Here is a 25,416-nt window from a genome sequence, read left to right on the forward strand (position 1 = left end):
GAAGCCCCGGCAGGGGCCAAGAGCTGAATCAGACAATGAATCCGATGTTCTATCTCTGGGTCGCACTGCTGGCAGTGCTGCTGTTCTTTCCGGTCAGCAACATCATCTGGGTCACCAGTGTGCGCCGGCTGCAGCGAAAACTGGGCAGGGAACTGGCCACGGAAGAGCTGCGCGGACAAAAAAACCGGGCGCGTTTTATCAGTCTCCCTCTGGTGACACTGTTTTCCTGGTTTTTCAATCTGTCGATTTCCGGTGCGGCCCATGGGTGAGAAGACCTACCGGGTACTGCGCTACACGGCAATTGTTCTCACGGTTGGGTGGATAGGCTGGACACTCTACGACAGCGGCCCGGGTGAATCGACAGCGCTGGGACGGGAGCTGGCGGCGGCCGGCAGATATCTGGAGGATGGCGAACTCGAGCAGGCACTGGGCCTCTTCAGCAGGATCTCCACGGAGCAGCCGGACAATATCGGCGCACTGCGGGGCAAGGCACAGGCACTGATGCGTATCGGCATACGCCAGTCCGTCGATGCCGGACGACTGAACCCGGCCAAGCAAGCATTTGAGATCAACAGACTGCAACGGGAATCAAACCAGCAGCTGCGGCTGGCCCTGGCTCTTTATGACCAATCGATTGATCGCGAGACTGCACGGGGAACAACCGAATCGAATCGGCGCGCACTGGGCGTCGCCTTCGCCAATCGCGGCATCCTCAAGGATCAGTTGGGTGACTATGCCGGGGCACTGTCCGATTACCGGGAGGGTTTGCGCCTGGAACCCGAGCTGGCGGAAGGACCGGGATTTCTCACCCGGTTTCTACGCAATCAGTCCGAGCGGCCGCCCAGCATAGCAGATCGCGCCCGCTACCTGGCCGAGCAGCTGGCGAAGCCGCCAGCGGAGCGGTTGATGCGGGTCCCGGAACAGGACCACCAGCAACGCGCGTATCTTCTTGAATAGCGCTGCTGCTCCGGATGGTGGTCAGGCCAGGCCCGCCCTCGGGCCGATTCGCGGCGAGGGCGCCGCTCCTACAATAACATGAGGATATCGACAAACAGGACACGGATAAAAAACAGCAGGGCAATCGCACCGAACAGCAGATGGCCGATATCGTTTCCGCCATCTTCATTGCGATGGGTCAGGGCGTGCCAGGCAATCACGGCGGTAACCAGCAGGAAGATCCAATCGATCAATTGTGCACCTTCATCGACGGAGGTCGAAAATCAACGGGAAGGGAAAAATAGCAGTTTTCGCTCACCGGTAACAGCGCCGGCGAGGGCCGACAGTAAGGATTAAAGACAAAAAACCAACGCATGAAACAGCAGAGAGAAACAGTCACCACCGAGCAGATACTTGCCGCCACCCGCACCTTCAGGGATGTCCCGATGGAGACCCTGCGAGCACTGGTGGCCTGTGCGAGCCGGCGCGTCCTGCCCGGCGGGGTGGCCCTGTTTCGTCCCGGCGAAGCGTACAAGAAGGAGATCTACATCCTGTTGGACGGCAGTGTGGTGATGCACCGCCCCACCGGGCGCCAGGACACGGTGCTGCCGGGCGATCTGATCGGTCTGGCCAACTATCTCGACAAGAACGATTACACCACCAAGACCATAGCCACCAGCCAGTCGGAGATCCTGGCGATTCCGGAAGATCGCTTCAAGACACTCGAAGAGACACAGCCGGAGCTGTTCAATGCACTCAACCGGGTAATCGCCACCAAACTCCGGGAGCGCAGCCCGGACCGCTCCATATCCACCGGCGTGCTGGCCCAGCCGGTCACCCGGGTGATGCACTCACCCGTCGCCTCCTGCACCCCGGAAACCACCCTGCAGGAAGCCTTCGGCATCATGAAGGCGCGCAAAATCGGCAGCCTGGTGGTCACCGACCACCAGGGCCTGCTGCGCGGCGTACTCACCTATGCCGGACTGGCTGAAGCGGTGATGCTCAATGGCGCGGAACCGGAGAACCGGGTAACCCAGGTGGCAGCAGAGACCCCCCGCGTGATCGACCCCGAAACCGCCCTCTGGGAGGCGGAGGAGATCATGAAGCGGCACAGCGCCAAGTATCTGATCGTACTGGAGGATCAGTGCCCCATCGGCATCGTCTCCCAGACCGATATCCTGCGCATCCTTATCTCGCGCCCCAGCACCCTGACCAACCGGTTCCGCGAAGCCGACAGCATCAAGGAGCTGGCGGGTCTGACACCGTTGCTGGTGGACGCCGCCATCGATATCCAGGAGACCAACCACCGTCCCAGCAGCGCGGTCCGACTGCTCAGCGAGTACCACCTGATCGCCCAGCGCAGGGCGGTGGAACTAACCCTGCGCTGGATGGAGACCAGGGATCTGGGCAAGGCGCCGGTCGGTTTCAGTGTGCTGATCATGGGCTCCGGCGGGCGGCTGGAGATGTTGCTCAATCCGGACCAGGATAACGGCATTATCATTGAAGACACCCCAATCAGTGAAAGCAAGGCGGTCAAGGAGTGGTTCGATCATTTCTGTAACCGACTGAATCTGAACCTGGATCGCATCGGCTACCCGCTCTGCCCTGGCGCCATCATGGCGCGCAATTCGCTCTATAACAAAACCCTGTCGAAATGGAAGCAACAGATCAGCCATATCGCGGACCATCCCACCGAGAAGGCGGCACGCTGGTCCAATGTGGTATTTGATTTCGACACCCTGTACGGCGACGACTCCCTGACCACGGAACTGCGCCGCCATGCGTTGACCGAACTGAAGGAGAAACCGCGGCTATTGAAGATGATGTCGGATCATGACGCCGAGGGAAAACCCGCTATCGGCTTCTTTAATCAATTGGTTACCATGAAGGACGATCAGGGTGAATATATCGATATCAAGCGCAACGGCTTGCGGATTATTGCCGACGCCGCGCGCATTTTCTCCCTGCAGAATGGTATCGCAGCACAGAACACCACCGATCGGCTGAATGCATTGATGCGCGTGGGAAAGCTATCCACCGATTTCAAGGACTCTGTGCAGGAGGCGTTCGAGGAGCTGCTGGACCTGCTGCTGACGCACCAGATCGAACAGGGAAAATCGGGCAGGGAATTGAACAAGCTGATCAATCCGGAGCGCCTCTCCCCACAGTCACGCAGCACCCTGCGCATGGCGATGCGGGCGGTTAAACGATTTCAGGAGCGACTGCAGGACGACTACGCAACAGATATATTCTAAAAACATGAGGAGTGGCGGAAACAGCCGACCAGCGGTTTTGCTGACATCAATCCGTTCCGGCCTATGGCCTGAAACACTGTAAAAAATACGGATATTGTGTCGCATCGGACAGGGGATGCCGAATAGATATGGCAAGTGAACAACTTGGTGAGTTATTTGGAAGAATACATGCGGGATTCCGGCGCACCCTGAGCAAGGGCGCACTGCTGTCCGATCCGGGGATGCTGGCATTGCATAGACGCCTGCTGTCAGTCGATCCGAAAAAGCTGGTAACCCGGCCGCTGGAGGAGACCCGGTTTGTCGTGCTGGACACCGAGACCACCGGGCTGCAGGCCTATGCCGGAGACGAGATCTGTTCCATTGCCCTGATCGAGATGCAGGGTTTTGAACTGACCGGCCGGGAGTTCAATACATTGATATTTCCAGGGCGCAAGATTCCGGCCGCCTCGACCCGGATTCATCATCTGACCGATGCGGATGTGAAGGACGCGCCGCTGATCGAAGAGGTGATGCTGGAGATTGCCGATTTTATCGGCGAGAGTGTGCTGGTCGGGCATCATATCNGATTCGATATCCGGTTTCTGAACAGGATTCTGCAGCGGGAGTTGCTTTGCCATTTGAAACATCCATGGTTAGATACCATGCTACTCTATCTGGTTCATACCGGCCGGGTTGGACACTACACACTGGAAGAGGTCGCCGACTACGCGAAAGTAGAGGTACAGGGAAGGCACACTGCGCGGGGTGACGCCATCACCACCGCCGAAGTATTCAGAAGAATCGCAGCAGTATTGACGGAATACAACAATCCGGTGGACAAGTTGATTCACCGGCAATATGAATTGGGACATTTTTAATATTTCCGATAACCGGATGATCCATGGATCATCCCAAGCAGTTCAGCAGAGCAACTACACTAAATGAGAGAAGCGACCGAACCGTCGGTCAATGTAATTTAAAGAAAAGGAGACAAGCCATGTCCGAAGAGAAAGTCTATCCGGTAAGTGCTGAGACAGCTGCGCATGCCCACATTAATGCGGCCAAATACCAGGAGATGTATCAGCGCTCAGTGAAAGACCCGGATGGTTTCTGGGGCGATGCCGCGGAGGAGTTTCTTACCTGGTCGAAAAAGTGGGACAAGGTGAGTGATTGGGATTTCAATGAGGCCAACATCAAGTGGTTTCAAGGCGGCAAGCTGAATGTCTCCTACAACTGCCTGGACCGCCATCTGGAGACCCGTGGCGACCAGACCGCCCTCATCTGGGAGAGTGACAATCCCAATGAGGACAAAAAGATCAGCTACCGCGAACTGCATACTGAAGTGTGCAAATTCGCCAATGTGCTGAAGGATCGTGGGGTCAAGAAAGGCGATCGCGTCTGTATCTACATGCCCATGATCCTGGAGGCAGCTGTGGCGATGCTGGCCTGTACCCGTATCGGTGCGGTGCACTCCATTGTATTCGGCGGCTTCTCACCCGATGCCCTCTCCAGCCGCATCCTGGACTCCGACTGCCAGACCCTGATCACCTCGGATGAGTCGGTGCGTGGCGGCAAGAATGTCCCGCTCAAGGCCAACGCCGACATCGCCCTGGAAGATTGCCCCAATGTTCGGACCTGCGTGGTGGTCAAGCGCACCGGCGGCAAGGTAGCCTGGAAAGAGGGCCGGGACATCTACTATCACGACGCCATGGCCAACGCCTCCGCCACTTGCGAGCCTGAGGAGATGGACGCGGAAGATCCCCTGTTCATCCTCTACACCTCCGGCTCCACCGGACAACCCAAGGGGGTACTTCACACCACCGGCGGTTATCTGCTGTTCGCCGCCATGACCCACAAGTACACCTTCGATTACAAGGAGGGGGAGGTCTACTGGTGTACCGCGGATGTAGGCTGGGTCACCGGTCACACCTATATCGTCTATGGACCACTGGCCAACGGTGCCATCAGCCTGATGTTTGAAGGTATTCCCACCTATCCCGATGCCGGACGCTTCTGGGCAGTATGCGAAAAACACAAGGTCAACACCTTCTACACCGCACCCACCGCCATCCGCGCCCTGATGCGGGTTGGTGAAGAGCCGGTGAAAAAGCATGACCTCTCCTCGTTGCGCCTGCTCGGTTCCGTGGGTGAGCCGATCAACCCGGAAGCCTGGGAGTGGTACTACCGTGTGGTTGGCGGCGAGCGCTGCCCGATCGTCGACACCTGGTGGCAGACCGAGACCGGCGGACATCTGATCACCCCGCTGCCCGGCGCCACCGACCTGAAACCGGGCTCTGCCTCCATGCCGTTCTTCGGGGTGGTGCCGGCAATTGTTGATGCCACCACCGGAGAGGTACTGGAAGGTGAGTGCGAAGGTGCCCTGATCATGACACGTCCCTGGCCCGGCATGATGCGTTCGGTCTATGGCGATCATCAGCGCTTCAAGGATACCTACTTCTCCCAGTACCCCGGCAACTACTTCACCGGGGACGGTGCACGCCGCGACAAGGATGGCTACTACTGGATCACCGGCCGTATCGACGATGTGCTGAACGTCTCCGGCCACCGCCTGGGTACCGCCGAAATCGAGTCAGCCCTGGTCCTGCACGAAAAGGTGGCCGAGGCTGCAGTGGTGGGCTATCCCCATGACATCACCGGTCAGGGGATCTATGCCTACGTCACGCCGATGGCCGGTGTTGAACCGACCGACGAACTGAAGGCCGAACTGGTCAAACTGGTGCGCGACGAGATCGGGCCGATCGCCAAGATCAACCTGATCCAGTGGGCACCCGGCCTGCCCAAAACCCGCTCCGGAAAGATCATGCGTCGCATTCTGCGCAAGGTAGCCTGCAACGAGATCGACACCCTGGGCGACACCTCTACCCTGGCCGATCCCGGTGTGGTGGATGATCTGATCGAGAATCGCGCCAACAAGTAATTCCGGCGCGCATGACCGAGACAGGGCGGCCCCGGCAACGGGGCCGCCTTTTTTGGGTTTCAGCCAGTCAACAAAGAGCCATAAGGCGCCCCGTGGTCGCCGGGGATCGTTTCACCGACCACCCTGGTCAACCGGGACCGGGCTTGTTCGATCAAACCTTTCTCTCCTCCCCCATTAGCGCACTCCCTCCGCCACGACAGCAGACACGGCACTCATCAAGGCCTATACTTTTTGCTATAAAACAATCGGGAGAGTCAGCCTTGAGCGGTATCACTTTGTTTACAGGAACTCAGCGGCCAAGGCATCCGTGTCAGGGGGGACCGGTTTGACGGATCGGCAGGACGAAGTAAAAATCAATATCTCCACCTACCAATGGTCGGTGCGCATCTTTTCCACCATCAAGCGGCTGTTAAGCGTCAATATCAAGATGCATCACGACCGGGGGCAGGTGGCCGAGGGCGAGATCTTTCTGTTCAATCACTTCGCCCGATTTGAAACCTTCATCCCCCAGTATCTGATCTATCAGGAAACCGGAGCCTATTGCCGCGCAATTGCTTCCAGCGAGTTTTTCGCCGGGGATGACACGCTGGCCAACTATCTGCTCAACGTGGGCGCCGTACCACACAACCATCCGCGGCTGATACCCTATCTGGCGGAAGAGATCCTGCGCGGGTACAAGGTGATTATTTTCCCCGAAGGCGGCATGGTAAAGGACCGACGATCCCAGGATAAACGGGGCGGTTACAGCATCTATTCGCGCACCGCCCTGGAACGCAGAAAACACCATACCGGCGCAGCGGTATTGTCACTGGCGGTGGATATTCTTAAACAGTCGATACAGCTCGCCTTTGAACAGGACAATCAGTCACTCATCAGCCACTGGATGAACAAGCTGGAGTTTGCGACACCAGAGGCTCTGCAGTCGGCGGTAGAGCGGCCCTCCACCATTGTGCCGGCAAACATCACATTCTATCCGATGCGGGTCAGCGACAATCTGCTGCACAGCGGATTTGAACTGATCAATCGCGGCATCAGTCGCCGCCTCTCGGAAGAACTGCTGATCGAAGGCAACATACTGCTGAAAAACACCGACATGGATATCCACCTGGGGGATATGCTGTACAGCCGGGATTACTGGAGCTGGTGGGTCCGGCCGATCGTTAAACAGTTAGCCCCGAACATGGAATCGCTGGATGAACTGCTGAGCCGTGAGGCATCCCAGCGGACGTTGAAACATCGCCTGCTCACCAGTCGTCTGCGCCAGAATGCCCTGCGCCTGCGCAACGACTACATGAAAGCGATCTACAGCGAGGTGACCATCAACCTGAGTCATCTGGCGGCACTGATCATCTACCGGCTGCTGGAGCAGGGACAGCAGGCGGTTGATGTGAACCTGTTCCATCGTATGCTCTATCTGGCCGTCAAGTCCGTGCAGAGGCTGCCCCGGATCAATCTGCAGCGCAGTCTCAAAAACCCCGACTGTTATAGCGAGCTGATGATGGGCCAGTGTGCCGGCCTCGATCAGTTCTTCCTTACGGCCGCACAACTGGAGTTGATCGAGCAGGAAGGCGGCCACTACCTGTTTATGCCCAAGTTGTGCCAGGAGCATGAATTCGATCAGATCCGGCTTGAGAACATGATCGAGGTCTATGCCAACGAAGCGCGCCCGGTTGCCGGCATGAACGAGGCGATCGACAGGGTAATCAGCCGCGCGGAAACGACCGGTCCGGTGCAGCTTGCCGAGCTCTATTTTGATGATGAGCGAATGGCCTATCAATGGGATAAAGCCAGCTTTTCCAAGCCGCGGCACCAGGAGGTGAACAGCCGGGAGACGGCCACCCGGAGCGCCGATCCATTCCTGATTCTGCCGGAAAAGCCCAACCGCCTGGGTGTTGTACTGGTACACGGGTTCCTTGCCTCACCGGCCGAGGTCAGGCTGTTTGCCGAAAAGCTGGGACATCTGGGATTCGCCGTCATAGGTCCACGGCTGAAGGGGCACGGCACCTCACCCTGGGATCTGCGCGAACGCAGCTGGGAAGATTGGCTCACTTCGGTACAGCGGGCCTACCGCATCATGCAGAGCTATTGTGACGATATCTGTCTAGTCGGCTTCTCCACCGGCGGTGCCCTTGCACTGCTGCAGGCGGCCGAACAGCCGGACGGACTGGCCGGTGTGGTGGCCATCTCCACACCGGTCAAGTTCCGCAACAAAAATATGATATTCGTGCCACTGGTGCATCATGCCAACAAGCTGGTGAGCTGGCTGCGCGCCTATGAAGGGATCATGCCGTTTCGTCCAAACGACACCGAACACCCGGACATCAACTACAGCACCATGCCAGTACACTCCCTGTTCGAGTTGCGCCTGATGGTCAACCAGCTGGTAAAGCGCCTGCAGGATGTACACTGCCCTGCCCTGATCATCCAGGGTGACGAGGACCCCGTGGTGGTACCAGACAGTGCAAACCGGGTTTATGACAAAATCAGCAGCAAGCTGAAACGGCTAGAGTTCGTGCACTCACAGCGGCACGGCATTCTTAACGAGAATATTGACAATACCCAGGGAGTCGTTATCCAGTATCTGAAAATTCTGGAAGAGAGTCTGGTCAGCGCATCCACAGAACAGGAGGCATTGCCGGCGATTGAGCCGCCCCTGACCATTTGATGTATTATGGGTTTCCCTCGAGAATGGATGATCTTGGTGCGTAGAGTGGGCACGTCGTCTATGCACACCCTGGTTGCTTGTCGAAGACCGAATCGTTACTCCCAAAAAAATAAAACAATGGATTCAAGAGATGCTTAAAGTTGGTGTTTTTGTCGACGCGGAAAACGTCAAGTTCAACGGCGGCTACCAGCTGCGTTACGACATCCTGCGTCGTTTCGCGGCGCGCGATAACGGTACCCTGCTACGCCTGAACACCTACCTCGCGTTTGACCAGGAGCGCGCCAGGGACGACAACGAATACGCAAAAAAATCCAATATTTATCAGCAGATGGTGCGCGACTACGGCTGGAAAATTATTGTCAAGCACGTTAAGCGCTACACCGACGAAGAGGGCAATATCACCACCAAGGCCAATGCCGACCTGGATCTGGCGGTGGACGCCATGCTGCAGGCGGAGAACCTGGACCTGATTCTGCTGGTGACCGGCGACGGAGACTTTCTCCAGGTGGTCACCGCTCTACAGAATCGCGGCTGTCGGGTGGAACTGCTGGGCTTCAATAACGTCTCCAAGCAGCTACAGCGTCAGGCCGACGCCTTCTATCGCGGCTATCTGATACCGGATCTGCTGCCGTTCTCTCATGAGCCGCGGAATGAATGGGGCAAACCCGGCTCCTGCGTGCGCGGTGTCTGCACCAAATGGTTTCAGGACAAGGGGTACGGCTTCCTGCGCTTTATCCGTGAAATATCTCCCAACCTCTGGATCACCGATCCACGCGCCTCGGAGTCTCCCTACGAGAGTGTCTTCTGTCATATCAATGAACTGGCGGACGAAGTCACCGCGGAACTACTGATGAACCGGGAGACCATTGTCGAGTTCTATCTCAAGGAGAGTGATGTGGATGAAGGCCTGATCGCCACCAACGTGCGGCTGGTCTACGCGCCTACCTGATTTTGACTATTCGTGCAGGGTGGTGCGGTAGCGCCGCTGCTCGCCAGGCAGACGTTCTATCACCCCGGAGCGCAGACGGAAAACCCCGCTGCGCTGGTCCATGAAGTAGTACTTGAGGGTCTCCACCATCACTTGAAACGCCAGCTCTTCCCAGGGGATCTCGGCCTCCCCGAACAGCCGCACCTCCAGGCTCTCGTCGCCGGGTGAAAAATCCAGATCTAGCAATGGCCCGCGAAACAGCATATAGACCTGACTGATACTCGGCAGGCTGAACAAAGTATAGAGCGGCCCGACCGCGACCCGGGCATTGGCCTCTTCCAGGGTCTCACGCAGCGCCCCCTGCTGGGTCGACTCACCGTTTTCCAGAAATCCGGCCGGCAGGGTCCAGTAACCCTTACGCGGTTCAATCGCGCGCCGGCAGAGCAGCACCTTACCCTCCCACTCGGGAATACAACCGGTCACCACATTGGGGTTCTGGTAATGGATCACCCCGCAACTGCTGCAGACATGACGCTCCCGGCTGTCGCCTTCAGGTATCCTGATTTCGATGCTGTTGCCGCACTGGCTGCAATAATTCATGCTGTTATCCGTATAACCAAGGGGTCATGACTACATGTTATAAATATACACTGACAATACAGTGACAAATGCCCCCGACAAACAGGTGCCATATCATGAAAAACCAGTGTAGTCTTATATTTTAACCTGTTTTCTCTGTTCAACCGGACTGACCGACCCAGCAGATATGAAAATTATCTTCATCAGACACGCCATCGCCGAAGACCGGACCGCGTTTGCCAAAATCAGTAAGAATGATGGACTCCGACCGCTGACGGAAAAAGGCATCAAGCGTATTGAACAGTCACGTCAGGGACTCAAGCGGGTCGAACCCATCGCCGATTATATCTTCAGCAGCACGCTTGTTCGGGCCATTCAGACCGCCGATCTCATCGGTGAACTCTACCCGGAGGCCACCCGCAAGGCGATTACCCAACTGAACCCGGGATCAGATCCCGCCAAGCTGAACAGCTTGCTGGCGGATCTGCCTCCGCAGAGTACGGCGCTGCTGATCGGCCATGAGCCGGACCTGTCCGAACTCATCTCCTGGTATACCAACGGATCCCATTTCAACTTCCTGCAACTCAAGCGTGGCGCGGCCTGTCTGCTGCAGTTCAAGGACACCCCCAAACCCGCTTCGGCTGAAATGATCTGGCTGCTGCCCCCCAGACAACTGCGTAGTCTGGGGCAGAAAAAATGATCCGGCCGATCCGCAGGCCTGCCAAACCCAGGCACAGCGAGGCTCCAGCAGACAGGCCCGACAGGCAGTGCAGCGGCAATCAATACCGCGGTTTCAATCGACTAGATCCGGTGGTAGCATGCCGGTCCCGTTTGTCATAAAGCTCCAATCCCATGCTGCGTTATATTGCCAACATCGCCAACTTGTCAGACACCGTTGCGGCGGTGGATCTCGGCTCCAACAGCTTTCATATGATTGTGGCCAAGGTGGACAACGGTAACTTCCAGGTAATCGACCGGCTGCGGGAAATGGTACGCCTGGGGGCCGGTCTGCAGGAGAACAAGGAGCTGACCCCGGAGACCGAAGCGCGCGCCCTGGACTGCCTGGAACGTTTTGGCCAGCGCCTCAAATCACTCCCCCACGGCAGTGTCCGGGCGGTCGGCACCAGTGCCCTGCGCCAGGTACGTAACTCCACCCGCTTTCTGGCAGAAGCCGAAGCGGTCCTGGGCCATCCAATCGAGATCATTGCCGGACGTGAGGAGGCGCGTCTGGTCTACCTGGGCGTGGCCCACGGGCTGGCCGCCGGCAACGAACGCCGGCTGGTCATCGATATCGGCGGCGGCAGTACCGAACTGATTGTCGGTGACGGCTTCCAGCCACGCCGCACGGAAAGTATCCACATGGGCTGCGTCAACATGACCCGCTGGCACTTCAGCGACGGCAATATCAGCGCCGAGGCCATGCGCTCGGCCGAATTGAACGGTGCGCTGGAGATGCTGCCGGTGAAGAACGAATACCGCAGCGCCGGCTGGGAAGTGGCGGTCGGCGCCTCCGGCACCATCCGGGCCATTAACAAAGTAGTCCAGGCCGCCGGATGGGCCGGTGAGCAGGAAGGTATTACCTATCAGGCGCTGAAAAAACTGCGCAACGTGCTGATTGAAACGGGCCATGTGGACAATATCCAGCTGGAGGGTCTGAGCGGTGAGCGCAAGGCGGTATTTGCCGGCGGCGTCGCGGTATTGCGCGCCGTGTTCAAGGCGCTGAACATCAGCCAGCTCAAGGTTTCCGACAAGGCACTGCGAGAGGGCCTGATCTATGAAATGCTGGGCCGCACCCAGTACGAGGATGTGCGGGAAAGCACCGTGCGCGCCCTGTGCCGCCGCTATGACGTGGATATGGAACACGCCAACCGCGTCGAATCCACCGCCCAGTCCCTGTTCAACCAGGCGGCAGATGCCTGGCAACTGCGTGAAGGCGAATATATCGATATGCTCTGCTGGGCCACCCGCCTGCATGAGATCGGCCTGACCGTGTCGCACAGTCAGTACCACAAACACGGCGCCTACCTGATTGCCAACTCCGACATGCAAGGCTTCTCACGCCAGGAACAGCGGGTGCTGTCGGCCCTGATCCGCGGCCACCGTCGCAAATTCCCCTTCGATGTCTTTAATGAACTGCCGCAGGATATCTCCCTCACCACCCTGCGCCTCTGCATCCTGTTACGCCTTTCCGTACTGCTGCACCGGGCACGCTCTGCCGCCACCCTGGTTAAGGTGGCAATCGAGGTCGCCGACAACCACCTGAAGCTGACTTTTCCCCATCACTGGCTCACCACCCATACCCTGCCCCGTGCCGAGCTGGAACAGGAGGCGAGGCAGCTGATGGGACGCGGTTTCGAATTGCAGTTCAGCTGATTACCGGCACGCACGCACACCCGCGAATTCCGCCCGGGGCGGGCCTCCTACAGGGACCGTGCAGCGTTAAACCGCCCCCCAAAAGAAAAATTTGAAATCCCGTCGGCGAGCACGCACACTGGAATCAGTCACCGGTTACACCGGATAGAACAAGATAACAAACAGGATCACGGGCGCGATGGAAATCATGCTGTTGCTGCTGTTGCCCCTCGTTGTCTGGGCAATCATCATCTACAACAAACTGGTCAGGGATAAAAACCGGGTACTGGCGTCCTGGAGCGATATCGACGTACAGTTGAAACGGCGCCACGACCTGATCCCCAAGCTGGTGGACGCGGTGCAAGCCTACAGTCACTACGAGCAGTCCACCCTTGATCATATCACCCATCTGCGCAGTGCGGCCGCGGCCACCACCACGCCGGGCGAACGGGAACGCCTGGAGGGCGGCCTCAGTGAACAGGTCCACTCCCTGCTGCTGATTGCCGAGGCCTATCCCGATCTCAAGGCCGGCGATCAATACCTGGATCTGCTACGGCAACTCAGCGACGTGGAAAACCACATCCAGTATGCACGCCGTTACTACAACGGTGCGGTGCGCAATCTGAACGTGCGCATCGACTCCTTCCCTGACCTGCTGATAGCCCGCTTTTTCCGCTTCCATCCTGCCGCCTTTTTTGAGTTGGAGAGTACCGTGGAAGTCGACCCACCGGAGGTACGTTAGTGGCCAGGATCATCCTGCGATTGTGCCTGCCGTTGCTGCTGGCCCTGTCCAACCCTGGTATGGCTCGGGAACGCATACTCGACTACTTCAGTGACATTCAGGTACAGCGCGACGGCAGCATGGTGGTGGAAGAGGCCATCGAGGTGCGCGCCGAGGGCAACAAGATCCGACGCGGTATCTTTCGTGATTTTCCCACCGACTACAAAGACCGGCTGGGCAAGCGTTACCGGGTCGGCTTCGAACTGCTGGAGGTACGGCGTGACGGTCACACCGAGCCCTACCACACGGAAGCCCAAAGCAATGGTATCCGCATCTACATCGGCAACAAGAACGTCATCCTGAAACCGGGTGTCTATCGCTATACCCTGCGCTACCGCACCAACCGGCAACTCGGCTTCTTCGATGACCATGACGAACTCTACTGGAACGTCACCGGCAACGGCTGGGACTTCCCCATCGAGCGGGCCGCCGCCCGGGTCACCCTGCCGCCGGGTATACCTGTCGATGCTATTCAGGTGGAGGGTTATACCGGCGCCAAGGGCGACCGGGGCAAACAGTATAGTGCCCGGGTGGACGGAAACGGGGATGCCCTGTTCGAGACCACTACCCCCCTGCCCGTGCACCATGGCCTGACCCTGGTCACCAGCTGGCCCAAAGGCCATGTGATTGAGCCGGACACACAACAGCGCCTGACCTGGTTTCTCTCCGACAACCAGGGCTTTCTGATCACGGGTGGCGGCATTCTGTTACTGCTGGGCTACTTCACGGCAATCTGGTACCGGGTCGGGCGCGACCCGGATATCGGCGTCATCATCCCACTCTACACCCCACCCAAAGGCTACTCTCCCGCCGCCATGCGCTACATAAAGCAGATGGGCTATGACCACCAGGCCTTCGGTGCGGCCGTGGTCAACATGGCGGTCAGCGGTTACCTGAGAATCAAGGAAGACAAGGCGGGAAAATTCACCCTGGAGAAGACCGGCAAGACGCCGACCCTGGCCCCCGGTGAGGGTGCCATTGCCAGCGCCCTGTTTGGCGGCGGCAACCACAAGATCAGACTGCACCACACCAATCACCAGAAAATGTCCAAGGCGCTGGAGGCCCACAAGACCTCACTGAAGCGGGACTACGAAAAGACCTACTTCGTCACCAACAGCGGTTTTATCGTACCGGGCCTGCTGATCACCCTGGCCCTGCTCGGCGCCGGATTGTGGAACGTCGGGTCGGAAGAGAAGCTGATCATGGGCGCCTTCATGATGGTCTGGCTCTCGATCTGGAGCGTGGCGGTGTTCAAGATGGCGGTGGGCATCTACCAGTCCTGGCGCGATGCGCGCAGTTCCGGTATCGGCAGCTATGCCAAGGCGATTGGCAGCACCCTGTTTGCCCTTCCCTTCTTTGCCGGTGAAGTGTTCGGCATCGGCATGCTCACCTTCGCCATCTCACTCCCCTTCACCCTGATGCTGCTGCTCGCCATCGCCATCAATGTGCTGTTCTATGAATGGCTCAAGGCCCCGACCCGGGCCGGCCAGCAACTGCTGCAGAAGGTGGAAGGGTTCAAGCAGTATCTTGGCGTTGCCGAACGGGACGAACTGAATTTCAAACATCCGCCGGACAAGACACCGGCGCTGTTCGAGGCGTATCTGCCCTATGCCCTGGCACTGGGAGTCGAGCAGCAGTGGGCGGAGCGCTTCAGTCAGGTGCTGGCCGCCGCCGGACAGGATGGTCACGCTTATCATCCAGCCTGGTACAGCGGCAAAAGCTGGAACAGCCACAACCTGACCGGCTTCAGCGGTGCCGTGGGCAGCGCCATGAGCTCGGCCATCTCATCATCCTCCCACGCGCCAGGCTCATCATCCGGCAGTGGCGGCGGTGGCTCCTCCGGCGGCGGCGGAGGCGGTGGCGGTGGTGGCGGCTGGTAGTCACTCCAGATCCGGAATATAGGGGTCCCGACTTATTTGATCAAAGGAGAGGTTCACAGTGGAACAGATGATCTACGTGGGTTGCAGTGATAAAGATGTCGGGCTGCTGCCGAAAATGGCCAACCGTCACGGCCTGATTGCCGGCGCCACCGGCACCGGCAAGACCGTCACCCTGCAGGGGCTGGCCGAATCCTTCAGCCGCATCGGAGTGCCGGTATTCCTGGCCGATGTGAAGGGCGACCTGTCCGGTCTCAGCCAGCCAGGCAAACCCCATCCCAAGGTCCAGGAGCGGCTTGATCGCATGCCGCTGGATGACTTCACTTTCAAAGGCTTCCCGGTCACCTTCTGGGATATCTACGGCAAACAGGGCCACCCGGTACGCACCACCATCTCGGAGATGGGCCCACTGCTGCTGGCGCGTCTGCTCAATCTCAACGATACCCAGCAGGGGGTGCTGGCGCTGGTGTTCCGGGTCGCCGACGAGAACGGCTGGCTGCTGCTGGACATCAAGGACCTGCGTGCCATCCTGCAGTTCGTGGCCGAGAACGCCGCAGAATTTCGCACCCTCTACGGCAATGTATCCGCCGCCAGCGTCGGCGCCATCCAGCGTCGCCTGATCAGCCTGGAGGACCAGGGCGGCACCCTGCTGTTCGGAGAACCGGCACTCAATCTTCCGGACCTGCTGCAGACCGACGAGAACGGGCTGGGAGTGATCAATATCCTGGCCGCTGACCAGTTGATGAACGCCCCGCAACTCTACAGCACCTTCCTGTTCTGGCTGCTCTCGGAGCTGTTCGAACAGATGCCAGAGGTGGGCGACCCGGAAAAACCGAAACTGGTGCTGTTCTTCGACGAGGCCCACCTGATGTTCGACGACGCCCCGGAGGCGCTGCTCGACAAGATCGAACAGGTGGTCCGGCTGATCCGTTCCAAGGGGGTCGGGGTCTACTTCGTCACCCAGAATCCGCTGGACATCCCGGACAGCGTGCTCGGGCAACTCGGCAACCGCATCCAGCACGCCCTGCGTGCCTACACCGCCAAGGACCAGAAGGCGTTGCGCGCCGCCGCCCAGACCTTCCGCGACAACCCGGCGCTGGATACCGAACAGGTGATCAGTGAACTGGGACTGGGCGAAGCGCTGGTCTCCACCCTGGACGCCAAGGGCCGCCCGCAGATGGTCGAGCGCACCCTGATCAGGCCACCCGAGAGCCAGATCGGTCCCATCACCAAACCGCTGCGCCAGACCATCATGGCCGGCTCACTGGTCGCCGGCATCTACGACAAGGGCGTGGATCGTCAGTCGGCCCATGAGATCCTCACCGAACGCGCCGCCAAACTGGCCGAAGAGCAGAAAGCCGCCGACGTGGAACAGGCCCGCCAGAAAGAGCTTGCCAAGGAGAAAAAGAGCAGCGGCGGTCGCGGTCGACAGTCGGTGATGGAGTCCTTCTTCAAAAGCGCCGCCCGCGCCGTGGGCAGCAGCATCGGCCGGCAGATCATTCGCGGGGTACTGGGGTCGATCATGGGGAAGCGATAACGGGCAGACAGCAACAAGTGATCGATTGATATGACCGATTGGAGATTCGGGTTAAAAACGAATCCCAACACCCTGATAACGGCTACTGCGAGAACTGTAACTGCAAACCGTTGGGGTTCGCAGGCTCACTCCAACCTACGGACCTACGAATTCGACTCACCAAAAACACCGCGGCGAATCCACGAAATCCTTACCGCCCCGCATGATCCACCAGGGATAAAAATTCAGCTTCAGTTCAGTCGTTCGAGTAATAATTGGTCATTTCAACCTATCCCTGTAAGGAGTTAAACATGGATACCCGAGGTTTGCTTGATCAACTGCTTGGTGCCGGAAAGTCGTTTCTCAACGATTCCGGAATAACCACATCGCAAGGAGGTATCACGGACTATGGCAAGGGCGCAGCCACCGGCGGTCTGGTCGGTCTGCTGTTGGGCAGCGAGACCGGCCGCAAGCTGGCGACATACGGCGGCCTGGCTGCGCTGGGAGTCATGGCATGGCGCGCCTACAACCAGAATAACTCCGCAGCATCCGACAGTAGCCCACCGGCGCCCGTGGCAAACGCGGCCACCGAGAGCCGCGTCGTACTGCGCGCCGTGCTGGCCGCGGCGCGGGTTGACGGTCATATTGACGAACGTGAACGCGCCCTGATCGATCAGGAGATCGCACGCCACGGCGGCGAAGGGTCACTACGCACCTGGGTGGAGGCGGAACTGCACACCCCGCTCGATCCACAGGCGATCGCCGCGGAAGTCGCGGGTGACAAACTGCTGGCCAGCGAGGTCTATCTCGCCAGCGCACTGGTGATTGGCGAAAGCGGGTTTCTCGAACGGACCTATCTCGACCATCTGGCCGAACATCTTGGCCTGGATACCGAGCTGAAACAGCGCCTGGAGCGGGAGGCGTTGGGCAATCCATCGAATTGAACCGCAGAATTAGAGTACGTTGGGCAACGCGACAGCCAGGGTCGATGAGCCCAGGCTGGATTTCGGGGTCGTTCACCCAAACGTCAAGAACGACCGACCCCGTTGCATAAAATATCGTTAAAGAATGGACCAGCCGGATACAGTATAGCCTCTCTGCCAACTGGACGACCCGACTAATAACCGGAATAATCCCACCCCTGGCGTAACCAACGAGTGACGATGGCCCGATGAGCGATATCGCAATGGCCCTGGCCCCTATCCTGGTTCTGATTCTGATCGGATACAGCCTGAAGCGGAGCCATTTTTTACCCGACGACGCCTGGTCCGGGATGGAGAAGCTGACCTACTTCGTCCTCTTCCCCGCACTGCTTGTCCGCACCCTGGGCAATCAGAGCCTCGCGGGAGCCCCTTGGTCGGCCATGCTGCTGGTGGTAGTGGGGACTCTGCTATTGGCCGCGGCACTGCTCATCGCCTGGCGGCAATTTGGCGCGGCGGTGGATGGCGCAACCTTCACGTCGATCTTCCAGGGCGGTGTCCGCTTCAACACCTATATCGCGCTGGCGGTGGCCCAGGCCTTTTTTGGTGTGGACGGGCTGGCGATGGGTGCGGTGACGGCCGGATTCATGATCGTTCTGATCAACCTGCTTTGCATCTCCGCCTTTGCCGTCTGGGGCACGCGCTCACGCAAGGGGTGGAAACTCATCATTCGTGACGTAATAGGAAACCCTTTAATCCTTGCCTGTGCGTTGGGTTGGCTCCTGAGCCTGAGCGGTATCGGGGTGCCCGGTATAGCAGAAGATATCCTGGAGATCATCGGCCGGGCTGCCCTGCCCTTCGGCCTGCTCGCGGTGGGCGCCGCCCTGAAACCGGAAGCAGTACGCGGACATATCGGCCCTATCCTGGTTTCCTCAATTATCCAGTTCGGATTGAAACCCACCGCGACGGCGTTGCTCATTGTTGTCACAGAACTCTCTGGCGTACCCGCTGGTGCCCTGGTTATCTGTTTCATGGTACCGACCGCCCCATCGGCCTATATTCTGGCTCGGCAATTGGGCGGAGATACCGCTACCATGGCATCCATAATCACTTTTCAGACACTTCTGGCCTTCCTGGTCATGCCGTTTATTGCGCGGCTACTACTGTGATCAGTCCCGGTCATCCCATTCACAGAGCTAGACTGTATTGAGTCTACACCTGGTAAGGTGTAGTGCATTTTGAAACAGGCTTGTCGTGGCCATGCACATGACTGAAGTTGTAGATGAATGGAATATATTCTATAAACCGGCATCAAACTTAAAAATATTTTAAGTACGACATATACAATTAAGACAGACGCCCACATCTCAAGCTGTTTTTTAGGACGTTACAAAGCCAACCAATTGTAGGAGCCTGATGAGATGTCAAAAACAGAGACTTCTGAAGCGGACAGCGACCCGAAAACACCACAATCCTCAGCACTACTCATCACAATCCTACTGGTTATAAGCATTGTCTTATCGCTCCTGTTCATTGCCTTTGCCGTGGGCTCCATTCTGTTATCAGCAGGGACAGTCGGCTTGTGGCCTCTGGTTAAGGACTGGGTTGAAAACCCCATCATCAAACTGGGAATAGCTTTGTCGTTCCTGTCATTCGGCGTCGTACTTTTTCATATCAAATCCGGCTACCCAAGGTTTTTTATATTCCTGGAAATTGTGTTTGCCGTCACTTTGGCATGGGTCGCCTTGGGTGAGTCAGATGCAAGCCGACTGACCGTGAGCCTGGCAATCGCCGCCACAGCCTTTGCCACCGCAGACATAGTCAAAGGATTACAATCGCTGGGAGGCTCCAGTACTGAAACCACATCTTTCAATCCGAGTTTTGGTTTTGACCGGAACAATATCCGTGTATACCAGGGAGAAAAACTTATTTGTACCATCCCAAAAGGCATTAACAATGCTGCATATAAAATTGACCTGGAAAAACTTCAACAGCGCATTAAAGTCCTCGAGGATCGTCCCGGTTAAACTGGCAAGCCGCCTGGTTTCCCAGGCTCGCCCCAACCTATAGGCTGAAAGCAACTAAGGGGTTGGTCAGGGAATGAAAAAGGCACACTGAACAGTAATTTTTTCACTATTCCTGTTGACCATCACCCGTTAGATATGCCCCAACGCCGGGTTAAATCCCCCACTGTATTGATAGCGCGCGCATAATTTCCCCATAGTCGGTCATCTTCCTGTTCTGATCTGGTCCGCCTGAATTCCCCACCATTACCCCGTACTTAGAGTATGGAATGACCAAGCCAAAAAAAATGGCATCTGAATTGCTCACTTCAAAATATCAGTAAAATGTCACACGGTATTGATCCGGGTGCCATATCTTGAACCACATCGAAACAGGGAAACCACGGAGAAGACAGATGAAAACATCTTTTCGAAAACAGTTGATCTTTGCGGCAGTTTCACTGGTATTGAGCTCAGGGGTTCTTGCCGCCGGTAATGATACCCCGGAAGCAAGTGCGCTCGATCGGCGTGAGCCGGATAAAATCATGGACTATACCCGCCCGGTGGTAAGCGGTGCGCTGTTGAATCGACAGGTTGGCCAACTGAAAGGCATGGATCTGTATAACATGAAGGGCGAGGAGATCGGCGAAGTGAATAAAGTCGTGCTGGACTCAAAGACGAACAAGTTATACGCCATCATTTCAGTGGGCGGTCTGTTTGGAATTGGTGACACACTGACTCCGGTAGCGTTGGATCGAGTGGATTATCGCGACGATAAACTGTACATCGCGACATCGATGAACGAATACGACCCCCAAAATGCCAAGCCCTACAATGATGCGAAATACCTGGATCTGGAAGATGACCAGTTGCTGAGCGATCTGGATATCCGCTCGGACAATTTTGCCCTGCTGGATGAAAACATGGATGGAGCCATCACCAAGGATGAGGCGCTGAAATACAATGAACCCATGATTAAAGATTGGGAGAATCTCGATACTGATGGCGATCATCGGCTCAGCCGTTCAGAGTTCAGTGCCTTTGAGCAGATGGAGGATAATAAGCCGACTGAGCATCAGGAACAGAAGGACAAGGCTTATTGAGTTGATATTCCCACAACTCTGCAAGCGGTCCGGCACACCCTTGCATAGCCTTTGTTATCGCGAAAACTGATCCTGTGTTGACAGGGGGAGACTTGCGGTCTGGAGCATTTAAGTGAGGTATGCCATGTATAAACTTGGTCTGGTTATTTTATTAGCAGTGTCGACCCTCTCTCTTGGACCAACAGCGTGCTCAACGAGAGAGGTGGCAGCTGGTGCGATTGTCGGTGGTGCCGCCTACGAATACTCCAACAAACGCGCCATGGATTCACTGCGGGAAGATTATCGTGAAGGTCGCATAAACGAGTAGGAATATGAACGACGCAAACAGGAAATCGAGGATCGTTCCCTGGTTTATTAAGTCATTGTGATTACCGGCGGTTGTTGCCCGGGCGTGACACGGAGGGCCGCCTGAGGTAGCACCACCGGTAGCCATGGCAACCGGAACCGGCAGGCTTTCATCAATGGTGGTGGCACAGTCATTCCTCTCGCCAGCCGAAAAACGCTTGCAATGCCATTTCCGTACAAAGTGATTTTTATATCTATAATGACGGAATGTGGTAGAAATTCTTCAAGGTTGAAGAGGCGTTCGATGTATATAAGATCAAAAACCTGTGCAATCACCATCGCTTTATTGTTCATGCCAACCACTAATGCGGGCACCATCAATATGGGGACACCCGAGTCGGGGGTCGAGTTGGGTCTGGGCTGGGACTCACAACGCGCCGAGATCATTCCCAACCGCTGCATCCGATTTGCCCCGGTCAAGGAAGAGGGTCAAACCATTCGCATGCAATTAAAAGAGGTATCCGACACATCTGAACTGATGGAGCAGCTTAGTGTTTCGGCGGGCATGTCGATCAAGTCTGCTGTTGGCTCCGCCAGCGCGCAGGGAAAATTTGCCTCAAACACCAAAGTGACCAGCTCCTCCAATACTCTGCTGATTCATGCGACCGTGGATAATGGGGTATTGTTTGTCGGACCATCGCAGCCGTTGGATCCGGTCCGGTCAGCCTTCCCATTGCACGGAAACAGCAGCACCAAGGCGCCCTGGTGGGTGAATAGCAGTGAGGTGTCTCCCGTAATTCACCTCACCGAAGAGGCACGGGATATTCTGGGTGACGGCAGTGCCAGGAATATTCGAGAATTTGAACGTCTCTGCGGTGACTCCTTCGTATCGGCGATATACAGCGGTGCGGAATTGATTGCTGTCATGACCGTGAAGTCGAAGAGCCGATCCAAGGCCCAGTCGGCGCAAGGCTGCGTGAAAGCAAAGTTATCTGCATGGGGTGCCAAGGGGGAGACCAGCGCCTGTGCTACTGCGGCGACAGACCAGAAAAATGGCTCAACCGAAGTGGCCGTGGATTTTACCCAGATCGGTGGAGCCGGAGGCAAGATACCCATGAATCAGGAGGGGTTTCTCAACAAGCTCAATGAACTCCCCTCTGAAGCACAAGCCGGTCCCCAGTTTCACAGCATGAACCTGACTGCTTACAGCGATCTGCCTCACTGGCCTCACGCCATTGCCATGAATACCGCGGATGATCCGGAAGACGCCCTGCTGGTCAATTTCTATTACACCCTCACATCCGTTCAGCACACCCTTCAGGACGCACTCGATAATCCGGACCAATATGTGGGTGAAGATGAAGAGCAGCTGAAAACGCTACAAGATCAGGTGATTCAGTACCGCCGGGACATTTTTGGCACCCTGCAGGATATTCAGCGCCTGGCTGGCATACCAACCGAAGTGCCTGTTTTCTTCGGACTGATTTCCAGAACTGATCCTGACGCCGTGCATCAGAAAGAGCAACTGGAGGCCATGGTGCAGGAGCAAAAAAAACGTCTTATCAGTTTCAATGGCGGCAGCGAAAATCCTAACCTGATCAAGTTAAAACTACCCTTTCCCTGTGTTGCGGTTGAGAATTGCACCCAGGTCAACTGTGACATAACCGGCAAGGATATTGTCGAATACTATGTGGGTCGCCAATCCCGGCGCACCTGCCAGACTGACTCCGCCTCAATGGAGTGCCTGAATAATATGCAGCTGGACAGTTTGGCCGAAAGCCTGGACTCAATATCCGCAAAACAAGACGAGTGCAATAGCGAAACCTGACCGCAATCAGTTCCATCACGAAAAGGGATATTTAAAGCTGAAGTAAAAAAGGTAATCTCAAATGATTTCTTGTGCCCAACATGATTATGTTGAAATTGCTTGTATGTACAAGTTGCCAGTGATCCTGACGCTGAGTTCGGGTGAAGAACTGGCTGGTGTAGCTATAGATACAGTGAGCAATCAGGATCGAGCGGAGTGCCTCAAACTCAAAACAGGAAACAATGAGCAACTGGTGGTTTTGGACCAGATACTCCGCATGGTCGCCACTAAGCCCAATTCGCATTTCGAGAAGGTGGATTTTGATAAACGGCTTTAAGCCTTATAAAAAGGCGACTGTCACTATCTGTAATGGCGGGTTTTTCACAGACTCGCTAGCCACTAAATGCAATTCTCTATTTGCAAACACTCCCTGATTGGTGTGATTTTTTGCCATGATTGATTTCAAATACGACAAGAACTACTAAACCCTCTTCAATTTAACAAGCGTGGGATTAATTTTATTGCTGTACGGCAGCTATCGGATAATCCTGATATGTTGGAAAATCCGATATGGAGCATAGCACCTGTGTCATTCGGGTCAGAATCCCTGAACAATAGCGGACAGCATGTGACAAAGGGGATGGAAGGAATAATAATTACCCAATGGCAGACAAAAAACTAAAGGCAAATATTCTCGACACCCGCGCAGCCTACACGGGTTTTTTTGAATTGCGCCGTCTTACCATAGTGCATGACCGCTTTGACGGCGGCACCATCGGTCCGTTGGTGCGTGAAGTGCTGCATCGGGGTGACGTGGTCGCCGCCCTGCTCTACGATCCGTCCGCCGACAAGGTTGTGTTGGTGGAGCAGTATCGTGCGGGCGCACACGTCGCCGGTGTTTCCCCCTGGCTGATCGACATCGTGGCCGGGCGCATCGAGCCCGGACAGACACCACTCGAGGCGATAACACGCGAAATCACCGAAGAGTCCGGGTTGACGCCCGACTCGATTGAATTGATCGGCACCTATCTCACGGCTCCGCATTTGTCGAGCGAGCAAGTATATATCTATTGCGCCACAGTAGATGCGTCATCGGCTGCCGGATTTCATGGGTTAGGGCATGAGGGGGAAGATATACGTCCACTGGCACTGGACCGAACAGAGGCGCTCGACTTGCCACAGACACATCCACTTTCCCTGTGGGCCGGCCTGGCGCTTGGGTGGCTGAGTAATACTCATATCGATCAGATGAAAGGAAACCCCTCCTGATAATTTCTTTACAACGGCATGTCTGCCTCACGCAGTCCCCTGAACAAACCAGGTAGCCGGTTCGTAACATCACAGCCTGTAAAACAGGGCGGCGTTCCCTGCCTTGCGCATGCCGCACATCATAACCGCTGCATACGGGGCACGCCCACTTGAGCATCTGCTCAGTCTGGCTTGAGCGCGATGCGCCCGCTGCCCAAAAAGAGCACCGCCAGCGCAGCAAACAGAAACATGCCTTGCAGCTCCAGTTGCCAGCCTCCGTTCTCCGTGAGCATAAAAACTTCACCGGTATGGACCAGGAGAAATGCGACCAGCATATTGCCCGCCATCAGCAGGCCGGCCAGGCGGGTATGCCAGCCGATGATGGCCATCAGGGGGGCGATAACCTCGCCAATGAGCACGCCATAGGCCAGAAACGCCGGAAGACCATAGCCGGCAATCATGTCACTAATCCAACCCAGGGAGCCCGGGTTCAGCAGCTTCGAGACACCATGAAACAGTATCAGGACCGCGACAGACAGGCGCAGGATTAACTTGCCGAGGGCATCGTTATGCAGTGCTCGAAACATCGGTTTTTCCTCTTTGCAGGGGGTACATGATGACGTAGTACCTTTTTCTTCCCAAGTAAAGGAATAGTAGCTCAAAGTGAAACAATGGTGAGTCAATCAAAACCGGCGCAAACGCCCACCAGCCCAGTAGGCGTTTAGATCAGCGAAAGAACCTCTCTTCAGGATCATAGATCAGCAACTCCCGCCGGTGGCGTTCCCGGTCAGGGTCGTCCAGCGCCGGAATCGCCTCCAGTTGCGCGATGTAGTCATCAGGCAGTCCATGCTCATAGGCACCTTGCAGCACGTGGGTCTTGTACCAGAGAAAAGGTAATGCGGAGGCATCTATCTGTGTCGCCTGATAGGTGAAGGCCTGTACGAACTCGCCTGAACGGAGCATCAGCCGCACATTGATCACCTCATACCCGGCCCCTACCCCTTCAATCCGGTCGAGCAGTGGCCGCTCCTCCGGCGCCATTTCGTACAGCACTCCCATCACCGCAAGGGCGTCATCACCGGCATGGGCGGCATCGCACTTGCCTGAACCATCCCGCCCCTGCTTGTGCCAGCACAAACGGTGCCTCGGCAGGGTCGCGACCGATACCGGGCGGGCCGTACTGAGCCGTTGCTTCAACCGTCGGGTCGACATGTTGGATCCATAGGCGAAGTAGTACATGTTAA

The 25,416-nt window shown here is 56.8% G+C and carries 24 protein-coding genes; 19 read left to right on the forward strand and 5 right to left on the reverse strand.

All coding sequences use genetic code 11. The features are described 5' to 3' along the window. Nucleotides 1-35 precede the first annotated feature (35 nt). Nucleotides 36-269, forward strand: a complete 234-nt coding sequence (locus tag A3GO_RS0111335) for a hypothetical protein (RefSeq protein ID WP_029133499.1) — start codon at nucleotides 36-38, stop codon at nucleotides 267-269. Continuing rightward, a complete protein-coding gene (locus A3GO_RS0111340; protein WP_029133500.1) occupies nucleotides 262-957 on the forward strand; it encodes a tetratricopeptide repeat protein in 696 nt (231 codons plus the stop codon). Before A3GO_RS0111335 ends, A3GO_RS0111340 begins: the two co-directional genes overlap by 8 nt. Nucleotides 958-1,025: 68 nt before the next feature. Here the strand turns inward: A3GO_RS0111340 and A3GO_RS26355 are convergent, their stop codons facing one another. After that, nucleotides 1,026-1,190: a hypothetical protein gene (locus A3GO_RS26355; protein ID WP_169720399.1), complete on the reverse strand. Its 165-nt coding sequence runs from the start codon at nucleotides 1,188-1,190 to the stop codon at nucleotides 1,026-1,028. 120 nt (nucleotides 1,191-1,310) lie between these two features. Between A3GO_RS26355 and A3GO_RS23645 the strand changes: the two genes are divergently transcribed. The 5 genes from A3GO_RS23645 (at nucleotide 1,311) to A3GO_RS0111370 (ending at nucleotide 9,722) form a co-directional block, all read left to right on the forward strand. After that, complete coding sequence (locus tag A3GO_RS23645; protein WP_051302220.1) at nucleotides 1,311-3,191, forward strand: putative nucleotidyltransferase substrate binding domain-containing protein; 1,881 nt, start codon at nucleotides 1,311-1,313, stop codon at nucleotides 3,189-3,191. 221 nt (nucleotides 3,192-3,412) lie between these two features. Then, nucleotides 3,413-4,048 (forward strand): 3'-5' exonuclease, encoded by a 636-nt coding sequence (locus A3GO_RS0111355; RefSeq protein ID WP_470406612.1) that lies wholly within the window; start codon nucleotides 3,413-3,415, stop codon nucleotides 4,046-4,048. Nucleotides 4,049-4,167: 119 nt separating this feature from the next. Beyond that, nucleotides 4,168-6,108, forward strand: a complete 1,941-nt coding sequence (gene acs / locus A3GO_RS0111360) for an acetate--CoA ligase (protein ID WP_029133502.1) — start codon at nucleotides 4,168-4,170, stop codon at nucleotides 6,106-6,108. 325 nt (nucleotides 6,109-6,433) lie between these two features. Next, a complete protein-coding gene (locus tag A3GO_RS0111365; protein ID WP_029133503.1) occupies nucleotides 6,434-8,773 on the forward strand; it encodes an alpha/beta hydrolase in 2,340 nt (779 codons plus the stop codon). Between the two features lie 130 nt (nucleotides 8,774-8,903). Then, a complete protein-coding gene (locus tag A3GO_RS0111370; protein ID WP_037375220.1) occupies nucleotides 8,904-9,722 on the forward strand; it encodes a LabA-like NYN domain-containing protein in 819 nt (272 codons plus the stop codon). A gap of 6 nt (nucleotides 9,723-9,728) precedes the next feature. Here A3GO_RS0111370 and A3GO_RS0111375 read toward each other — a convergent pair whose 3' ends face one another. Beyond that, nucleotides 9,729-10,301, reverse strand: coding sequence for an NUDIX hydrolase (locus tag A3GO_RS0111375; protein ID WP_029133505.1), 573 nt, complete (start codon nucleotides 10,299-10,301; stop codon nucleotides 9,729-9,731). Nucleotides 10,302-10,467: 166 nt separating this feature from the next. On the opposite strand from A3GO_RS0111375, the gene A3GO_RS0111380 reads away from it, so the two are divergent. The 9 genes from A3GO_RS0111380 to A3GO_RS23650 all read left to right on the forward strand — a co-directional run bounded on the left by A3GO_RS0111380 (nucleotide 10,468) and on the right by A3GO_RS23650 (nucleotide 20,832). Then, nucleotides 10,468-10,980, forward strand: coding sequence for a SixA phosphatase family protein (locus A3GO_RS0111380; RefSeq protein ID WP_029133506.1), 513 nt, complete (start codon nucleotides 10,468-10,470; stop codon nucleotides 10,978-10,980). A 152-nt stretch (nucleotides 10,981-11,132) separates the two neighbouring features. Beyond that, a complete protein-coding gene (gene ppx, locus A3GO_RS0111385) occupies nucleotides 11,133-12,653 on the forward strand; it encodes an exopolyphosphatase (protein WP_029133507.1) in 1,521 nt (506 codons plus the stop codon). 178 nt (nucleotides 12,654-12,831) lie between these two features. Next, on the forward strand, nucleotides 12,832-13,374 hold the full coding sequence (locus tag A3GO_RS0111390; protein ID WP_029133508.1) for a LemA family protein: 543 nt from the start codon (nucleotides 12,832-12,834) through the stop codon (nucleotides 13,372-13,374). Continuing rightward, complete coding sequence (locus A3GO_RS0111395) at nucleotides 13,374-15,293, forward strand: DUF2207 domain-containing protein (RefSeq protein WP_029133509.1); 1,920 nt, start codon at nucleotides 13,374-13,376, stop codon at nucleotides 15,291-15,293. Before A3GO_RS0111390 ends, A3GO_RS0111395 begins: the two co-directional genes overlap by 1 nt. 67 nt (nucleotides 15,294-15,360) lie before the next feature. Next, nucleotides 15,361-16,827, forward strand: coding sequence for a helicase HerA-like domain-containing protein (locus A3GO_RS0111400; protein ID WP_037375246.1), 1,467 nt, complete (start codon nucleotides 15,361-15,363; stop codon nucleotides 16,825-16,827). A gap of 290 nt (nucleotides 16,828-17,117) precedes the next feature. Beyond that, nucleotides 17,118-17,750, forward strand: a complete 633-nt coding sequence (locus tag A3GO_RS0111405) for a tellurite resistance TerB family protein (protein WP_029133511.1) — start codon at nucleotides 17,118-17,120, stop codon at nucleotides 17,748-17,750. Between the two features lie 227 nt (nucleotides 17,751-17,977). Further along, the gene (locus A3GO_RS0111410) at nucleotides 17,978-18,895 is read left to right on the forward strand and encodes an AEC family transporter (RefSeq protein ID WP_029133512.1); all 918 of its coding nucleotides are present in this window, start codon (nucleotides 17,978-17,980) and stop codon (nucleotides 18,893-18,895) included. 252 nt (nucleotides 18,896-19,147) lie between these two features. After that, complete coding sequence (locus A3GO_RS0111415; RefSeq protein ID WP_029133513.1) at nucleotides 19,148-19,753, forward strand: hypothetical protein; 606 nt, start codon at nucleotides 19,148-19,150, stop codon at nucleotides 19,751-19,753. A gap of 392 nt (nucleotides 19,754-20,145) precedes the next feature. After that, nucleotides 20,146-20,832, forward strand: a complete 687-nt coding sequence (locus tag A3GO_RS23650; protein WP_037375223.1) for a PRC-barrel domain-containing protein — start codon at nucleotides 20,146-20,148, stop codon at nucleotides 20,830-20,832. Nucleotides 20,833-21,186: 354 nt separating this feature from the next. Here the strand turns inward: A3GO_RS23650 and A3GO_RS23655 are convergent, their stop codons facing one another. Further along, on the reverse strand, nucleotides 21,187-21,471 hold the full coding sequence (locus A3GO_RS23655; protein ID WP_037375225.1) for a hypothetical protein: 285 nt from the start codon (nucleotides 21,469-21,471) through the stop codon (nucleotides 21,187-21,189). Here A3GO_RS23655 and A3GO_RS0111430 point away from each other — a divergent pair. The 3 genes from A3GO_RS0111430 (at nucleotide 21,470) to A3GO_RS23660 (ending at nucleotide 24,193) form a co-directional block, all read left to right on the forward strand. Then, nucleotides 21,470-22,945 (forward strand): hypothetical protein, encoded by a 1,476-nt coding sequence (locus A3GO_RS0111430; RefSeq protein WP_037375227.1) that lies wholly within the window; start codon nucleotides 21,470-21,472, stop codon nucleotides 22,943-22,945. The two genes, A3GO_RS23655 and A3GO_RS0111430, sit on opposite strands and share 2 nt — an antisense overlap. Nucleotides 22,946-23,006: 61 nt before the next feature. Then, nucleotides 23,007-23,261, forward strand: a complete 255-nt coding sequence (locus tag A3GO_RS0111435; RefSeq protein WP_029133515.1) for a Rho-binding antiterminator — start codon at nucleotides 23,007-23,009, stop codon at nucleotides 23,259-23,261. A gap of 326 nt (nucleotides 23,262-23,587) precedes the next feature. Then, nucleotides 23,588-24,193 carry an NUDIX domain-containing protein gene (locus A3GO_RS23660; protein WP_037375228.1) on the forward strand — a complete coding sequence of 202 codons (606 nt, stop codon included), beginning with the start codon at nucleotides 23,588-23,590 and terminating at the stop codon, nucleotides 24,191-24,193. A gap of 161 nt (nucleotides 24,194-24,354) precedes the next feature. Here A3GO_RS23660 and A3GO_RS0111445 read toward each other — a convergent pair whose 3' ends face one another. Together A3GO_RS0111445 and A3GO_RS0111450 are read right to left on the reverse strand one after the other, a co-directional pair. Further along, entirely contained in the window at nucleotides 24,355-24,759 is a 405-nt protein-coding gene (locus A3GO_RS0111445; RefSeq protein WP_029133516.1) for a DoxX family protein, read from the reverse strand. 139 nt (nucleotides 24,760-24,898) lie between these two features. After that, nucleotides 24,899-25,411 carry a gamma-glutamylcyclotransferase family protein gene (locus tag A3GO_RS0111450; RefSeq protein ID WP_029133517.1) on the reverse strand — a complete coding sequence of 171 codons (513 nt, stop codon included), beginning with the start codon at nucleotides 25,409-25,411 and terminating at the stop codon, nucleotides 24,899-24,901. Between the last annotated feature and the right edge of the window lie 5 nt (nucleotides 25,412-25,416).

It is taken from the genome of Sedimenticola selenatireducens DSM 17993 (assembly GCF_000428045.1).
Taxonomy (GTDB): Bacteria; Pseudomonadota; Gammaproteobacteria; order Chromatiales; family Chromatiaceae; genus Sedimenticola; species Sedimenticola selenatireducens.

What these genes read in the sequence shown, in the direction of transcription:
- A3GO_RS0111335 (WP_029133499.1), top strand. Translation starts at nt 36, where the DNA reads ATGAATCCGATGTTCTATCTCTGGGTCGCACTGCTGGCAGTGCTGCTG.
- A3GO_RS0111340 (WP_029133500.1), top strand. Translation starts at nt 262, where the DNA reads ATGGGTGAGAAGACCTACCGGGTACTGCGCTACACGGCAATTGTTCTC.
- A3GO_RS23645 (WP_051302220.1), top strand. Translation starts at nt 1,311, where the DNA reads ATGAAACAGCAGAGAGAAACAGTCACCACCGAGCAGATACTTGCCGCC.
- acs (WP_029133502.1), top strand. Translation starts at nt 4,168, where the DNA reads ATGTCCGAAGAGAAAGTCTATCCGGTAAGTGCTGAGACAGCTGCGCAT.
- A3GO_RS0111370 (WP_037375220.1), top strand. Translation starts at nt 8,904, where the DNA reads ATGCTTAAAGTTGGTGTTTTTGTCGACGCGGAAAACGTCAAGTTCAAC.
- A3GO_RS0111375 (WP_029133505.1), bottom strand. Translation starts at nt 10,301, where the DNA reads ATGAATTATTGCAGCCAGTGCGGCAACAGCATCGAAATCAGGATACCT.
- A3GO_RS0111380 (WP_029133506.1), top strand. Translation starts at nt 10,468, where the DNA reads ATGAAAATTATCTTCATCAGACACGCCATCGCCGAAGACCGGACCGCG.
- ppx (WP_029133507.1), top strand. Translation starts at nt 11,133, where the DNA reads ATGCTGCGTTATATTGCCAACATCGCCAACTTGTCAGACACCGTTGCG.
- A3GO_RS0111390 (WP_029133508.1), top strand. Translation starts at nt 12,832, where the DNA reads ATGGAAATCATGCTGTTGCTGCTGTTGCCCCTCGTTGTCTGGGCAATC.
- A3GO_RS0111400 (WP_037375246.1), top strand. Translation starts at nt 15,361, where the DNA reads ATGATCTACGTGGGTTGCAGTGATAAAGATGTCGGGCTGCTGCCGAAA.
- A3GO_RS0111405 (WP_029133511.1), top strand. Translation starts at nt 17,118, where the DNA reads ATGGATACCCGAGGTTTGCTTGATCAACTGCTTGGTGCCGGAAAGTCG.
- A3GO_RS0111410 (WP_029133512.1), top strand. Translation starts at nt 17,978, where the DNA reads ATGAGCGATATCGCAATGGCCCTGGCCCCTATCCTGGTTCTGATTCTG.
- A3GO_RS0111415 (WP_029133513.1), top strand. Translation starts at nt 19,148, where the DNA reads ATGTCAAAAACAGAGACTTCTGAAGCGGACAGCGACCCGAAAACACCA.
- A3GO_RS23650 (WP_037375223.1), top strand. Translation starts at nt 20,146, where the DNA reads ATGAAAACATCTTTTCGAAAACAGTTGATCTTTGCGGCAGTTTCACTG.
- A3GO_RS0111430 (WP_037375227.1), top strand. Translation starts at nt 21,470, where the DNA reads ATGCCAACCACTAATGCGGGCACCATCAATATGGGGACACCCGAGTCG.
- A3GO_RS23655 (WP_037375225.1), bottom strand. Translation starts at nt 21,471, where the DNA reads ATGAACAATAAAGCGATGGTGATTGCACAGGTTTTTGATCTTATATAC.
- A3GO_RS0111435 (WP_029133515.1), top strand. Translation starts at nt 23,007, where the DNA reads ATGATTTCTTGTGCCCAACATGATTATGTTGAAATTGCTTGTATGTAC.
- A3GO_RS23660 (WP_037375228.1), top strand. Translation starts at nt 23,588, where the DNA reads ATGGCAGACAAAAAACTAAAGGCAAATATTCTCGACACCCGCGCAGCC.
- A3GO_RS0111445 (WP_029133516.1), bottom strand. Translation starts at nt 24,759, where the DNA reads ATGTTTCGAGCACTGCATAACGATGCCCTCGGCAAGTTAATCCTGCGC.
- A3GO_RS0111450 (WP_029133517.1), bottom strand. Translation starts at nt 25,411, where the DNA reads ATGTACTACTTCGCCTATGGATCCAACATGTCGACCCGACGGTTGAAG.